This window comes from Thermoprotei archaeon (genome assembly GCA_038881895.1).
In the GTDB taxonomy this organism is placed as follows: domain Archaea; phylum Thermoproteota; class Thermoprotei; order Gearchaeales; family WAQG01; genus JAVZOV01.
This window is the reverse complement of the sequence record JAVZOV010000001.1, coordinates 319936-333980: the sequence shown is the minus strand read 5'-3', so window position 1 is coordinate 333980 and position 14045 is coordinate 319936. Positions and strand designations below refer to the sequence as shown.

The window sequence follows — 14045 nt, the reverse complement described above, 5'->3', positions numbered from 1 at the left end:
CTATGAAAAACCCACTAAGAATCATCATAGACGGTCCCAGAGATCCGTGGCTTAACATGGCAATAGACGAGGCTATCATGATACACAGGCCGCACTACGACTTTGACACACTGAGAATATACATGTGGCTACCATCAGGTGTCAGTATAGGAAGAAGGCAAATAGCGCATCAAACAGTAGATATGGAAGAAATAAAAAGACATGGATTCAAATTAGTAAGAAGAATCACAGGTGGAGGAGCAATACTTCACCAAGAAAATTCTGAACTAACATATAGCGTGGTATTATCTAAGGATCACGAAATTTACCAAATAGATGTAGTAAACTCAGCAACAAGAATAGCAAGAGGAATAGCAAACACATTAGAAATCCTAGGAATAGAAGCCCAAACAGGAACAACACAAAACACAATAGAAGAACAAAACTTATGCTACCTAAGAAATGCGCAAAGTGACATCATAGTACATAACAAAAAAATCTCAGGAAACGCACAACGAAGAGAACCGTATGCACTACTCCAACATGGAACATTACTCCTAGATTTCCATCCAGAAACATGGCTAAAAGTCATAAAAACACCAAATACAACACCACAACAACTACAACAAAGAATAACAAGCCTTAAAAACATACTAAACAACATAAGCACAAAACAAATCATAAAATCAATGATACAGGGATTTACACAAACACTCAATCCAATAAATGTATTCAGCTCAACACTAACAGAAGAAGAACTAGAAACCGCAAACATATTATATTACAACAAATATTCAACAGAAACATGGAACATGAAAGGAACAACTTAACTCTTGTCTATTGCTGGCACTGCATTAAAGTCAGGAAGTCCTCGATTTCCTGTTAAGGCTTCACCAAGTTCTAGGTGTTATCAAGTGTGTACTTCTGCTTCTTCATAGCAACATACCCGGAAGTATCCACATCTAAATGCCTGAATAATTTCCATTGAGGTTTCTAGGTTTTCTTGTTGAACTCTTCTGCAAAATGTTATTTAACGATGAGGTATAAATTTGGATAGTGAGAATTGTAGGTGTGATTATCTAATGCTAGAGTTTGAAAATGTTTGGATGCTTGGTTTTGAAGCATCTAATATTGTAAAAGTCGGAGGATTAGGTGAAGCTGTTTACAACTTGAGTAAAGCGCTTTCCAGTTATCTTAATGTTTCTATCATAATGCCAAGTCACGGTTCTCATAAGTCAGAAAAAATTCGTAAACTTCTACAGTTAGAAGGATTTACGACATTCAAATTATGGCCAGGAGCTATTGATGAGTTACCGATAATTGTTGAACGTGGTAAACTAAACAATGTTAGCATATATCTAATTGAGGGTAATTCTCCGGGTTCTGAAGCTCTCAATAATACTGCGGTTTATGGTCCTGAGCTTAGAGATAAAGTTTGGCTCTTTAGTAGGTCTGTGAGGAAATTAACAGAACATATTATAAAAGCTGACAACTTACTAATACCTCACATAATACATGCTCATGATTGGCACTCAGTACCAGCCATGATAGCTGCAAGACAAGTGCTGGAAAATAATAATTTCAGTATCATATCAGTATTTCACATACATTTGCTTACTGGTGAGAAATCTACATGGAAATATTTTCATGATCATTGTGGATTAGAAGATAATGCGCATACTATAATAATAAACTCAAAAGCGCAGAAAGTAACGCTTAAAGATGTCTGGCTCAGATGCAAAGGAAGATTAGAAAAAATTGGCGCGTACGAATCTGATATTCTAGTCACTGTAAGTAAAAGTTTTCTCATGAAAGATAGGAACAGTGTATTAAAAACTTTAGGTGCTGAACTAAAAGCCAAATCTTTGTATGTTTATAATGGAACAGATTGGAATTATGACGATGTAATCAAAAACGTTATAAGTTATCATGGTAAACAAATAATATCATATTTGAAATTAGAGAACTTGGATAGGTTAAAGAGAGAGCACTTAAGGAAATACCTACTAATGTATGCAATAGGGAATTTAGATGAAAACGAACCAATAATAAATGATGAAAAGCTGCAGAGAATAGTATACTCAATATCAGATTACCCGTTCTTGGGTAATGGAAAAATCGTACCATTCGCAAGTGATGGCCCGCTAGTTTTAATGACAGGTAGAGTAAGTATACAAAAGGGTGTTGACATACTTATGGATGCGATACCAAGTGTTATCGAAATATTACCGGATACGAAAATCCTAATACTTCTTCTACCAGTGTGGGGATCCGAAGAACTAATAAAAGAGTACGCAAAGTACACCATACAATTTAAGGATAATTTAAGGATCATCTATGGTATAGCACAGAGCATATACCAACTGGCATATTTAGCGTCAGATACTTATGCTGCACCATCCAGATGGGAGCCATTTGGTATAATGGCAATAGAATCGTTAGCTTTAGGAACACCTGTAGTAGCATCAAGAGTTGGAGGTTTAAGTGAGATAATCTTGGACATAAGAGAATATGAAGAGGAATCAAACGGAATCCTAGTAAAACCAGAAAACCCCAAAGAACTAGCAGAAGCCATCACATCAATCCTAATAGCATCACAGATCTCAGAAAACCCAGCATTACTGAAAACAGACCTAATAGACATGATAACAATAAGAGAACTAAGAGAACTTGTGATGTCAGATCCAACATTTTATAATAAAATAAGAGAAAACGGGATAAAAAGAGTCAACGAAAACTTCCGATGGGAACATTCAGCGAAAAAAGCACTAGAAATCTATACAACAGCATACAGAAACTCTTCACAAAGATATACAAATATCTAACAAAAACATTAGTGAGCATTATTGAAGAACAATGCTTTAATCCCTTTGCAAGAAACAACCTACATAAAACATTAAAATAAATAAGTTTAAGTATTGTATAAGATCATATTTTTTTGATGAAAATGAGGATAGCGTTCTTTGTATGGGAATTCTATCCAAGACTTGTAGGTGGACTGGGGACATACGCAATAGAGGTCACTAGAAAATATGTAGAACTAGGGCACGATGTCACGGTTTTCACATTAAACGATGGTACGCTCAAAACAAGAGAAGTATGGAAAGGAATAGAAATACACAGACCGCTAATAGTGGATGCATCAAAAGTTTTTCCTTTCATAGTAACAGAAGATCTAGCAAGATGGGGCACTCACTTGAAATTCTTTAACGATGTTTTCATTTACAACGTGCTCACGGCATCAAAAATGTTTAACCTACTCATGAAGCAAGAAAAAGAGGAATATGATATAATAGCAATTCATGATTGGCTCTCCTCCATTGCAGGGCTCATAATAAAAACAGAAAGCCCAAACCAGAAAGCAATCTTTCACGTTCACTCAACAGAAGAACAGAGAAGTAGTGATGGATCATCAGTCATAAAATACCTAGAACGCACAATGGCGCAAAATTCAGATAAAATAGTAACAGTATCATACGCAATGAGAGACCACCTAGCAACAATAGGATATCCGGTAGAAAAAATAAGAGTCGTATGGAATGGTGTGGACCCAACAAAATACGATCCAACAAAAATTAAACAAGAAGATGTTAATAACCTCAGAGCAACATATGGAATAGCAAGTGATGAAAAAACTGTACTATTTGTAGGAAGACTCACATGGGTCAAAGGAGTACAAAATCTCATACAAGCACTACCACTCGTGCTAAGCGAATACCCGAAAACAAAACTCATAATAATAGGGAAGGGAGAACAGTACCAAGATCTCGTAAACCTCACACAAAGGCTAAACATTAAAGATAACGTCATCTTCATATCAAAATGGCTCACAGAAGAAGAAAGAATACTACACTATGCTCTTGCAGACCTCTGCGTATTCCCATCACTCTCAGAACCATTCGGAATTGTAAGCCTAGAAGCGATGGCAATGGAAAAACCAGTCGTAGTAGGAGCAAGAGGAATAAGCGGATTTAGAGAACAAGTTATACCATCAGGACCAGAACAATGTGGAGTACACATAAACGGGGCAGATCCAACAGACATATCATGGGGAATAAAAGAAATATTAAAAGACGAAAACAGAGCGAAACAATGGGGCAAAAACGGAAGAAAAAGAGTACTACAATTCTTTACATGGGACCATGTAGCAAAATCAACACTCGCAGTGTACCAAGAAACAATACAAAACTAAACATAGCATTCTTTCATAGATTTAACATGAAGATACTAAGTTTGCTGCTTCATGCATGTCTGAAAAGATTACTAAAGTAAAATTCTCCATTATTAGAAAAGCACGTTGAATGATGTTCTATGGAATAATGCAAAAAGAATCAAGATTCTGTAAGTGAACTACCACCAGCTTTCGCAGGTGGCTTCCTGCTTCCACGGACAGACTCGATCTCCACTCACCCACAGCGGAGGTCTCGGCAAGTGAGACCGTTTCGGGAATCCTGTGTGGAAGGTGGGTTACGGAGGTCTTGCCCTCAGCAGGCGTCTCTTTCGTCCTGTCCCATGCCTACTAGGTCTGCCAACCAAGCAAACAATGATAAATACAACGAGAAAAAAATATAAGCTTATCGGCCTTCATCCCCACCCCTACGGATGGAGACTTCCCGCCGTCAAAGTTAAATTCATGTAAATGACTGATGATTGTAAAATAATTGTTGAGTAATTGATATATTCACCTAAACCCTTAGCATTTATTGATGTTAAAATGAAAGCTTTGATGTTTGAAAAGAATGGTTTAGAAAATTTAAAAGTCTTAGATGCGGAAAAACCTTCTCTAGGGAGTCATGAAGTTTTAGTGAAAGTTGTTAGGGCTAGCGTAAATCCTATAGATTATAGTACGGTCACTGCGATAAGAAATGTGAGACCATTACCACATATACCTGGGGCAGAGTTTGCTGGATTCATAGAGAAAGTTGGTGATCATGTTGTAAACGTTAAACCTGGGGATAGAGTTATTGTTTATAATAGGATTTTTGACGGAACATGTGACATGTGTGTTTCAGGTTACGAGATGCTTTGCAGGAATGGTGGTATAATAGGTGTAATTTCTAACGGTGGGTTTGCAGAGTATGCTCTGGTTTCTGAAAATAATGTGTTTAAAATCGAAGATAATGTTGATTGGGACATTGCTGCTAGTTTACCGGTAGGAGCGTTAACCTCATATCATGCCTTTAAGCAAGTTTCGATTTCTCCTGGAGATTTAGTTGTAGTAATAGGAGCTTCAGGCAATACTGGTATTTTTGCTGTACAATTTGCAAAAATGATGGGGGCAAAGGTTGTTGCTGTATCGAGGAAGCAATGGATTAAGGATTTTGGCGCTGATGAAGTTACTGAGCTACAAAATGCTAGTGAGATCGTAGAAAGAATAAGTGATGGGAAAATGGCTGATGTTGTTATTGATCCGCTAGGATCGAGTACTATGGAATTTAGCATGAAACTTTTAGGTTTAAATGGTAAGCTTATAACATTTGGTGCATTGACTGGTGATGAACTGAAAGTTCCAATTAGAACTTTATACTCTAGACAACTCAAACTTATAGGATCTACTGGCGGAACTAGGAGAGAACTTTTAGATATTATTAAATTAGCTAATGATGGAAAATTTAAAGTGAAGATATGGAAAAAGTATAATCTAGATCAAGGAATTGAAGCACTTGTAAGTTTGTTCTCAAAAGATAGAGACGGAAAAATCATGATCACCATCTAATATTTTGGAACAATTGTTTTATATAATGCTCATTGTTGGAAAAATTTGATCATACTTTTTCTAGTATTGTAATCCTTGGTTTTGTATTTAGTTGTATCTTGTTATTCTCTACTAGCTCTTTTAATTCTTCCTTTGTCAACTCTGTTTCAATTTCATAGTATATGAGAATTATGTAACTTCTTTTCATGTTTTTTATAAATTTGCGCTTATTAATAAGTGTTTTGGTTTCTGTACTACAGAATACGGACGATAATTTGATAGGTTACATTTTCAGTCGTTGTTTAGGATGAGAAGAGGTATATCAGTAATTGAACATACACATGCTACAACAATACTCATATTATTATTTGAACAGGGGCCTCTCACAGTTACTAGCATTATGGAGGAGGGTAACATTAACCGTACAACATTTTACTCTACACTCCCTGTCCTCCTTAAGAGCGGTTTGGTCGTAGAGGATAGGGAAGAGTTTTTTCCTAGAAGAAGAATCATAAAATTAACCGAACGAGGTCGTAAAGTTGCTGAATTTTTAATTAAAATTAGAGACATTCTTGACCTTTAGATTTTCCAATACTCAATTCTCTTAAATCTTTTTCTAGTTGCACGATTTTTTGTTCTTTAAGGAGTGAGAGGATATCTTCCAATAATTTCTTAGCCTCTTCCATTGTTTTTGACTTCTCTACTTTATGTAAACATAATTCTATAGCATCCTCAAATCCTCGATAATACTCATTTAGCATGGTTTAACTATAAAAAAATATAATATACACTCTTTGCTGTCCTTATTAATCAAATTAAAGTTGATGCATGGATGTATGATTGTTTTGACATTCTCCGTGGCTGAAGCCAGGAGATTCTCGGTTTGTCGTGGGGCCTCCACTCATTCTACCGAGTTCGGGCTGTGCCAAGGCAGCCCCTGCCATGAGCATATAGCCCATGGCCCGCTTGCTGGAACCTTCCCCACACAGTCTTGGATGAGAGCCTTATTCCAGCTTTCGGACGTCCGAACCACATGCGAGCGACCCGCTCAAGGAAACATTGTTTAAGCACTTATTTAAGCCTATCGACGATTCATCCCAGAACCGAAGCTCTAAGCTTTCTTGTCGCATTTTTGTAATACTTTTATAAGTCTTTAAGAAAATAGAGAAGCTTGATTGATATTATGATTTCGGCAAGAGATATAATACTCATACCAATGAGAGCGTGTGATAGGCTTATGGAACTAAAGAACATGTAAACAGATGTGGGTAAGGTGATTGTAATAACGCCTACAGCTAAGGGTATTAGTGCGTGGAGTGGGGATGAAAATATGTTTGGAGCAGTTAACCTTCCTTTACTTACTAGGAGTAGGTATATTGTAGGACTAAGAAGTGATCCTGCTAATACTGGAATTATTGAAATGAGTATGAAAAGATAGAGTGTGAAAGATTTTGAAAAAATTAAAAATACAGTGAATACTGGAAGGTATGTTATTATGGAAATGAATGATTTGGCGATTATAACAGTTCTTGTTCTTAAGGGTAGAGTAGAAATGAAGATTATGGATGAAAGATCAGAACTTAAAAATAATACTGAAACAAGGATAGATAAAAATCCGCCAACAAACATTCCAGTAAAAACACGATAATCCATTATTGATGTGAAGTTAGGAACCTGAAATGAAAAACCTGTAATGATGAATATAACTTCGAGTACAGGAAGTGCTAAAGCAAAAGCCAAATTAGGCATTCTAGAGGCTAATCTAATGTCCTTAATTATTATGGCTGAGATAACTTTCCTAATCTTTATGTTAATATTACCTTTAAAACGTTGAAGGTTCACCTTATAACCAAATACTACGTTTTGAACAAACGAAGCTGAACTCTTAATACTCCAAACAACTATAAAAAAATAAGAAATCCCTGTTAGGAAAATTGGTAATGGTATATTAGAAAAATTAACAATGGATAGTACTAAAGGAAATGGATATAAAAGAAGTATTGGTGAAATGTTGCTGTGGATAGTAAACATAGCGTTTTCAATGTACGGTATAAAATTATTAAGAATGCCCGGGAGAAAGTACATAATACTGACACCGAATCCCCATGTTAATGTATAAATAAACCTGATAAACCCTCCAGAACCTCCGTAAATAAATTTATAAAACAGTTTTGAGAGAAACAAAGCTACCGAGACTGCAAACCCAATGTTAAGTAATGAAATAAAAAGATTTAGTATCATAAATAATATAGGAACATTAATGATTAACTCTCCCATTATTTGACTACTAATTATGGCTAATATTAGATAATCAGCTGTTCGCAATAACGTTAGCAATGATATAATTGAAACATCCTTATCACTTAATGGAAATAATCGTAAAGCTTGAACGCCAGATGCATTAATTAAGTAAGGAAGCAGTTGCATCTCATAAAAAAGAATAAGAGCAAACGATATAAGTAAAGAAACAGAAATGGCAATACTAAATGTAACCATCAGATTATGCTTTGAAATAGATAATGATAAATAAGGAAGTAACGAACCTATAAAAAGGAATACTGATACTATTATCTTATTTATTGCAGCATTTTGCTTAAGTCTTCGCATAAAACTACCTGCGTTCTTGTAACGTCCAAGATCCAACATGTGTTTTCTAGTCTGTAACATAGCGTTAAAAGCAATCTCTTGATACGTTATTCTGCTGATTATCCATGCTTCTTGAAGATTCATTTATTAAACGCCTCTTTAAGAGCCTTCACAATTTCAGTAATGGCTTCATCTTGCTCAGTAACTTTAAGAAATATTTCTTCCAAAGATGCTCCAGCCTCGTGGATTTTCTCTCTAAGCTCATTAACAGTCCCCTCAGCAATGATCCTACCTTTATGAATTATACCAACTCTATGGCATATGTGCTCGGCAACCTCCATAATATGGGTTGAAAATAGCACAGAGCCGCCATTGCTTACATGAATATTAAGCAAATCTTTAACAATACGTGATGAACGTGCATCTAACCCATTTAAAGGCTCATCAAGAATAAGCAATGATGGATTATGAACAAGACCAGCAATAACAGCAACCTTCTGTCTAGTGCCTAAAGAAAGAGAAGCGATAAGCTGGTTCATATAATCAACCAGATTAAACGCTTCAATAAGCTTGTTAAGTCGCTCAACTACAACATTATCACGAAGACCTCTCACAGATAACACAAATTCAAAAAACTCCCTAGGTGTGAGCGAATCATAAAGCATAGGATTCTCAGGCACATAACCTATTAAACGTTTCACACCTACAGGATCGGAAACAGGATCAAGGCCCAATACACGAACACTACCACTAGTAGGCTCAAGCAATCCAGAAACTATTCTAAGAGTAGTAGTCTTTCCAGCACCGTTAGGCCCAAGCAAACCATAAATCTCACCTTTCTTAACCTGAAAACTAATACCATCAAGAGCAACAACATTACCATAATGCTTCACAAGATTCCGAACATCTATAACCACATCATAACTCATAAACACGCCCAAAAAACTGAACATCTAATCCTATAAATAATTATGCCCGAAAGCCACAATCGATGAACAACACCGCAAAAATACGTAACAAACATAAATACAATAAATAGCTTTATTTTCTAACAAATCCTTCCTAACATTGATGCGCAATGACAATAAAAGTTAAAGATCTGATGCGAAAGGATGTAATTACAGTCAACGCCGATGATACAATAGTAAACGTTGCAAAAACTATGAAACAGAAAAGTGTAGGATATGCAATAGCACTAAAGGACAATAAACCAATCGGAATTATTACTGAACGTGACATCACGTGGAAAATTGTTGCAGAAAACCTAGATCCTCAACAAGTAAAAGTTTCTGCAATAGCATCATACCCTATTATATCCGTAGACCCAGATTCTGATTTAAGCCTCGCAGCTGACTTAATGGAAAAACACAACATACGAAGATTACCAGTGATAAAGGATAACACGATTTATGGAATAATCACGGCAACGGACATTGTAAAACACTTTAATCAATACGTTAAAAAAGCAATACTGGAAATTATTCATTACACAATACCCGGAGTATTATAATACAAAATTAATATTAAAAAATTATTTAATAAAAAAATATATTAGTTGACATTGACTAGTCCAAAGACGTGAAAAACCATGAAGATTGCAGCTGTTATAAACGATGTAGGAGAAATTAAAAAATTACCCGATGGGAAATGGATTATCATATACGATACTGATAAAAAAGAAATAGAAAAACATAATAACCCAGGATATTATGCTCGAGAAAAAAGAAGACTCCAAACAACTCTAAAAATGATTGAACTTAAAGTCGAAATCGTCCTAGTACCATCACAAGGTTTTTGTAAAGTATCTTACGGTAAAGCAAAAGGAAACATGCGTTTCATACTAGTAAAGGAAAATGAAAAATTTAACGATATACTTCCTAAATTACCAGAATTACTAACTAATGCATTAATAGAGCTACCTGAAGATACATTATTCACATGAAACTCAGCAAGAAAGTCTAAAAGCTTTAGTTCTGGAATGTGTTGTTAGCATGCTTAAATTATTTTTCGCTGAATATTTATACTCAGCCGCTCTTTGAGACTTTAAGAAATAATATTCATGTATGTAGCAATATATTATTTCAACGTTGTGATAGAATAATTTATATATATCTACTCACACATAACAAGTGCGAGGGATACGCAATGGTTCAAGGATTTTGTGTAAAATGTAAAGCAATACGAGAAATAAAGAACCCAGTTAACGTAACACTAAAGAACGGAAAACCTGCGATCAAGGGCACGTGTTCAGTTTGCGGAACAACAATGGTAGTCATAGGCAAAAAGCTATAAAATTTTCGTGTAATGTGGTTAATGAAAATAATTTTTTTTATATTTTCATAATCATTATTTATACTATGTTTGATGAAAAATCCACAATCTTAACCATGAAATGAGACAATTATAAATTTAAAATATTAACAAGTTGCACTTATTAAAAACAAAACCTAGAAAAATACTGAGATTATAAGAACTTTAAACATAAATTTTCTATTTAGTTAAGAAGAGTACCAATTTAAGTTTGAATTATTATTTGTGTTTTGATTGTAGGATTCTGAATCAAGTAAGGATATGTAGTGTTTCATTGAGGGTTCTTTTGGAGACCGTTACTATCCCTATTCATTATAAAACCCACTTCTCACATTTCATTAGCCTGTTCTCATAGGAAGTTATGCTTCCTGAGCGGAGAGGGCAGGTTTTGGAGGAGTTTTCAGGTTTCATTAGCAGTTTTCATAGTTAACTCTATACCTTTCGCGATGAGAATAGTGTGAGAGAGCTCGAATGGGCTGTTAACCGGATGTGTGGTGAGGATAGATAGACTCAGGATGAGATGAGCCTCCGTTACCACGAAAACCATCCATGACGCATTTACAACTAAAACAGAACAGATAGATAATTAACTTTAAACTATCCGACTACTATGTTGGACCTTTAGGTGTGGGGAATAGGGAAATCAGAAGATTATTTAATATTGTTATCTTTATTTATATTTGCGGTTGGTACGGTTAACTGAAGAACTGTTTTTGTTAATAGTAAAAAGCATATTTTAAATTTATGAAATTAGTATTATAAATAAGTTCACGTAATATAAACTGTGGTTGTGATGGAGCTTGATGAATTTGATAAACGTATCATAAACATGCTAATGCAAGATGCAAGAATAACGATAAGTGATATGTCTAAAAAGATAAATGTTCCGCGTACAACGATTATGTACAGACTAGGAAAACTTGAAGAAGAAGGTTATATAAAAAAATATACTGCAATACCGGATTATAAAAAATTAGGATACAATTTCATAGCTTACGTACTTTTGCGTGTTAAAAGGGAGAGAAGTATTTCAGGTAGATCGAGCCAGGTGGTATTAGCAGAAAAAATACTCGAAAGCACAAAATCTTCAGACAAATTACCTTATGTAGAAGAAGCGCAAATAATAACAGGACAATATGACATATTACTAAAAATTAGAGCAAAAAAATGGGAGGATATTTCTAGATTTCTAATAGTGCATCTAGCGGAATTCGAAGAAATAGAGCACTCTGAAACAATGTTAGTGCTTGAAACAGTAGGAGAACACGTACAACCGAACATAAAATGATAGAGCAGAAGCCAAGAAAGCTCAGATAAGCAAGGATGCTTCTCAGAACATTAGGGAAATTTCGACAGTGAATGATGGATCAATATTATCTTAAAAGTAAGAATTCCTAGTATAGTCGTGGAGAATGTCAAATTATGATGTTGTATTATGCAAGCGTTAAATCTCATGAATTAAGTCTGAAATAAAGAGAGGAAAGTTTTATTCTGAATTTATGTTAATCGTTCGTTTAGAAGAGTTATGATCTTTATTTAGAATTTATTGAGTGTTATGAAAACTGTATTATCTTCATTTGTATTTTTGTGGATGCCGACCCTTCATGAAGGCTTGATCTCAACCTCTCGGGGTTCTGGATTAAGTAGGAATGCATAGTGAATTGTTGCTTTTATTCCTACTTAACCCTTCCCTCTCGATTAATTTGTTGAGGGCTCTCGGGGAGAACCCAATTCCCCGCATCTGAAGGTTCAACACCGCTACAACATCCCTATCCATCGTTAAACCGCATTCTTCGCACCTCATTATCCTGCCCAGATAGGAAGCCATGCTTCCTGAGCAGGCTGGGCAGGTTTTAGATGAGTTAGCTGGGTTAACGTATTTCACTGGTAAGTTAAGCCACTTCAGCTTGTATTCGAGCATGAGTTGGAATGTTCTTGCGTTCCACTTTGAGAGCTTTCTGTTATTTTTCCTTGAGCCGTTAAGAATTCGCCCCTTTATACCTTTCAGGTTTTCAAGTATTGCTCCGCAGTCCTTCTCCCTGAGCTCCCTCGCAATGTGCGTGGTTAGTTTGTGCATGAAGTCCTTGGCTCTATTCTTCTCACGCTTAGAGTACTTCTCTAATAGTCTCTTTGATGTTAGAGGCTTAATCTTAGATAACTTTTGCATCCTCTGTCTTTTAACCTCATAAACTCTGTGAATATGGTAGAGCCCCCTCAAGTCATAGCGCTTGATCTCGCCATCTATGAAAGCTGTTATGTTCGTTAAGTTAACATCGAAGGAAGCCCACTTCTCAGCTTTGGGCTCAACCCTCTTCTTAACCGTAATTATCAACTCCTTCTCAGTCATAAGTAGTCCACCGACTTTATCAAAGTCTTTTGGAATCCACGAACACTCACTCAAGTCAACCCCAAGATAACGTTTGTTCGGTTCAATGCTTATCTTCAGTATACCATTTCTGAAGCTGAAGAGCGTGCTCTTAATGTAAACGGTTTTTTTAGTTATCTCAGGAGGCTCATTCGCTTTCCCCCTATTATATAGTGTTATCCAGCCCTTAACCAATCCGATAACGGAGTTTATTACTGAGTCAACGTAATGCTTTGAGTATTTCCACTCTCGTAGCAGTTCATCCCTAAGCTCTCTCCTATCCTCAGCTTTCAAGTTAAGGTGAGCCTTCTTAGAAATTTTAACGTGTGAGAAGATTGTGTCTAAAGCCTTCTGCTTAACTTTGAAGTATTCTTCGATTAAATCTTTTGGAACCTCTACTGGGATCCTGTAGCTTTTAACTGCTTCCATAGCCTTTCAACTTCGCTCCTCGGGTAGCGTAGCTTACCAGTTGGAAGCCTAACTGCTCTAATAATGCCTTTCTTCTGCCACTTCCAGAGCGTTTTAACTGAGATACCGAACTTCTTAGCAACATCTTTTGGTCTAAGTAGTTCTTCTTTCATCAAAGAGTTAATAGAGTTAAACAAATATTTAAACCTATCTATTCCAAAACTGCTGACCACGGCTTCCTCCTTGTTCTATTTCTGAACTGTTGTCGAATCCTTATTCTGAAAGGACGAAAAGCTTGGGCCATTATAATATATTGTTGTATCAGTAGAGTGGTACTATACCACAAGCAATTGGGTGGTGTTCATTTTGTAGGGTTAAGTATTTTCTTGCTTATGAGATAAGTTTAAATATAACATATCATACTTAGATATATGGTGATATAATGTCAATAGATCCTGTCTGTGGAATGGAGGTTTCTGAAGGAAGCAAATGGAAGTCTGAATATAATGGTATTGTGTATTATTTTTGTAGCGAACATTGTTTTAGAGAGTTTCAGAAAGATCCTGGAAAATATGTTTCTACTATGAAACGGGAAAGTAAGATTCATAAGCATCATTAAGAAGTTTACAAGAACATGTCAAGAAAGCTCTAGATTTTAATCGTAAGAGTATCGAGTATGAATGATTGTGTGAGAAAGCACTT

Annotated in this window: 15 protein-coding genes; 10 read left to right on the top strand and 5 right to left on the bottom strand. The window is 35.7% G+C overall.

What is annotated here, in order from left to right; translation table 11 throughout:
• Positions 1-2: 2 nt before the first annotated feature.
• The 4 genes from QW128_01740 to QW128_01725 all read left to right on the top strand — a co-directional run bounded on the left by QW128_01740 (position 3) and on the right by QW128_01725 (position 5695).
• Positions 3-809: a biotin/lipoate A/B protein ligase family protein gene (locus tag QW128_01740; GenBank protein ID MEM3832309.1), complete on the top strand. Its 807-nt coding sequence runs from the start codon at positions 3-5 to the stop codon at positions 807-809.
• Between the two features lie 252 nt (positions 810-1061).
• Entirely contained in the window at positions 1062-2804 is a 1743-nt protein-coding gene (locus tag QW128_01735) for a glycogen/starch synthase (protein ID MEM3832308.1), read from the top strand.
• A gap of 116 nt (positions 2805-2920) precedes the next feature.
• Positions 2921-4171 (top strand): glycosyltransferase family 4 protein, encoded by a 1251-nt coding sequence (locus QW128_01730; protein ID MEM3832307.1) that lies wholly within the window; start codon positions 2921-2923, stop codon positions 4169-4171.
• A gap of 522 nt (positions 4172-4693) precedes the next feature.
• Positions 4694-5695 (top strand): alcohol dehydrogenase catalytic domain-containing protein, encoded by a 1002-nt coding sequence (locus tag QW128_01725; GenBank protein ID MEM3832306.1) that lies wholly within the window; start codon positions 4694-4696, stop codon positions 5693-5695.
• A 49-nt stretch (positions 5696-5744) separates the two neighbouring features.
• Here QW128_01725 and QW128_01720 read toward each other — a convergent pair whose 3' ends face one another.
• Positions 5745-5882, bottom strand: coding sequence for a hypothetical protein (locus QW128_01720; protein ID MEM3832305.1), 138 nt, complete (start codon positions 5880-5882; stop codon positions 5745-5747).
• Positions 5883-5981: 99 nt separating this feature from the next.
• Between QW128_01720 and QW128_01715 the strand changes: the two genes are divergently transcribed.
• Positions 5982-6257, top strand: a complete 276-nt coding sequence (locus tag QW128_01715) for a helix-turn-helix domain-containing protein (protein MEM3832304.1) — start codon at positions 5982-5984, stop codon at positions 6255-6257.
• Positions 6258-6817: 560 nt separating this feature from the next.
• Here QW128_01715 and QW128_01710 read toward each other — a convergent pair.
• Complete coding sequence (locus QW128_01710; protein ID MEM3832303.1) at positions 6818-8404, bottom strand: hypothetical protein; 1587 nt, start codon at positions 8402-8404, stop codon at positions 6818-6820.
• Positions 8401-9189, bottom strand: coding sequence for an ABC transporter ATP-binding protein (locus QW128_01705; GenBank protein MEM3832302.1), 789 nt, complete (start codon positions 9187-9189; stop codon positions 8401-8403). Before QW128_01705 ends, QW128_01710 begins: the two co-directional genes overlap by 4 nt.
• A gap of 149 nt (positions 9190-9338) precedes the next feature.
• Between QW128_01705 and QW128_01700 the strand changes: the two genes are divergently transcribed.
• The 4 genes from QW128_01700 (at position 9339) to QW128_01685 (ending at position 11858) form a co-directional block, all read left to right on the top strand.
• Complete coding sequence (locus QW128_01700) at positions 9339-9770, top strand: CBS domain-containing protein (protein ID MEM3832301.1); 432 nt, start codon at positions 9339-9341, stop codon at positions 9768-9770.
• Between the two features lie 78 nt (positions 9771-9848).
• Positions 9849-10202 carry a hypothetical protein gene (locus tag QW128_01695; protein ID MEM3832300.1) on the top strand — a complete coding sequence of 118 codons (354 nt, stop codon included), beginning with the start codon at positions 9849-9851 and terminating at the stop codon, positions 10200-10202.
• A gap of 203 nt (positions 10203-10405) precedes the next feature.
• A complete protein-coding gene (locus QW128_01690; protein MEM3832299.1) occupies positions 10406-10552 on the top strand; it encodes a DUF5679 domain-containing protein in 147 nt (48 codons plus the stop codon).
• A gap of 811 nt (positions 10553-11363) precedes the next feature.
• Positions 11364-11858, top strand: a complete 495-nt coding sequence (locus tag QW128_01685; protein MEM3832298.1) for a winged helix-turn-helix transcriptional regulator — start codon at positions 11364-11366, stop codon at positions 11856-11858.
• 351 nt (positions 11859-12209) lie between these two features.
• On the opposite strand, the gene QW128_01680 is transcribed toward QW128_01685, so the two are convergent.
• Both QW128_01680 and QW128_01675 read right to left on the bottom strand, forming a co-directional pair.
• Positions 12210-13364, bottom strand: a complete 1155-nt coding sequence (locus QW128_01680; protein MEM3832297.1) for a transposase — start codon at positions 13362-13364, stop codon at positions 12210-12212.
• On the bottom strand, positions 13331-13516 hold the full coding sequence (locus QW128_01675; protein ID MEM3832296.1) for a helix-turn-helix domain-containing protein: 186 nt from the start codon (positions 13514-13516) through the stop codon (positions 13331-13333). The genes QW128_01680 and QW128_01675 overlap by 34 nt, the downstream gene beginning before the upstream one ends.
• A gap of 269 nt (positions 13517-13785) precedes the next feature.
• Between QW128_01675 and QW128_01670 the strand changes: the two genes are divergently transcribed.
• Positions 13786-13962 (top strand): YHS domain-containing protein, encoded by a 177-nt coding sequence (locus tag QW128_01670; protein MEM3832295.1) that lies wholly within the window; start codon positions 13786-13788, stop codon positions 13960-13962.
• Positions 13963-14045: the final 83 nt, after the last annotated feature.

Coding starts and splice junctions, on each gene's coding strand:
- QW128_01740 (MEM3832309.1), top strand. CDS start 3: ATGAAAAACCCACTAAGAATCATCATAGACGGTCCCAGAGATCCGTGG.
- QW128_01735 (MEM3832308.1), top strand. CDS start 1,062: ATGCTAGAGTTTGAAAATGTTTGGATGCTTGGTTTTGAAGCATCTAAT.
- QW128_01730 (MEM3832307.1), top strand. CDS start 2,921: ATGAAAATGAGGATAGCGTTCTTTGTATGGGAATTCTATCCAAGACTT.
- QW128_01725 (MEM3832306.1), top strand. CDS start 4,694: ATGAAAGCTTTGATGTTTGAAAAGAATGGTTTAGAAAATTTAAAAGTC.
- QW128_01720 (MEM3832305.1), bottom strand. CDS start 5,882: ATGAAAAGAAGTTACATAATTCTCATATACTATGAAATTGAAACAGAG.
- QW128_01715 (MEM3832304.1), top strand. CDS start 5,982: ATGAGAAGAGGTATATCAGTAATTGAACATACACATGCTACAACAATA.
- QW128_01710 (MEM3832303.1), bottom strand. CDS start 8,404: ATGAATCTTCAAGAAGCATGGATAATCAGCAGAATAACGTATCAAGAG.
- QW128_01705 (MEM3832302.1), bottom strand. CDS start 9,189: ATGAGTTATGATGTGGTTATAGATGTTCGGAATCTTGTGAAGCATTAT.
- QW128_01700 (MEM3832301.1), top strand. CDS start 9,339: ATGACAATAAAAGTTAAAGATCTGATGCGAAAGGATGTAATTACAGTC.
- QW128_01695 (MEM3832300.1), top strand. CDS start 9,849: ATGAAGATTGCAGCTGTTATAAACGATGTAGGAGAAATTAAAAAATTA.
- QW128_01690 (MEM3832299.1), top strand. CDS start 10,406: ATGGTTCAAGGATTTTGTGTAAAATGTAAAGCAATACGAGAAATAAAG.
- QW128_01685 (MEM3832298.1), top strand. CDS start 11,364: ATGGAGCTTGATGAATTTGATAAACGTATCATAAACATGCTAATGCAA.
- QW128_01680 (MEM3832297.1), bottom strand. CDS start 13,364: ATGGAAGCAGTTAAAAGCTACAGGATCCCAGTAGAGGTTCCAAAAGAT.
- QW128_01675 (MEM3832296.1), bottom strand. CDS start 13,516: ATGAAAGAAGAACTACTTAGACCAAAAGATGTTGCTAAGAAGTTCGGT.
- QW128_01670 (MEM3832295.1), top strand. CDS start 13,786: ATGTCAATAGATCCTGTCTGTGGAATGGAGGTTTCTGAAGGAAGCAAA.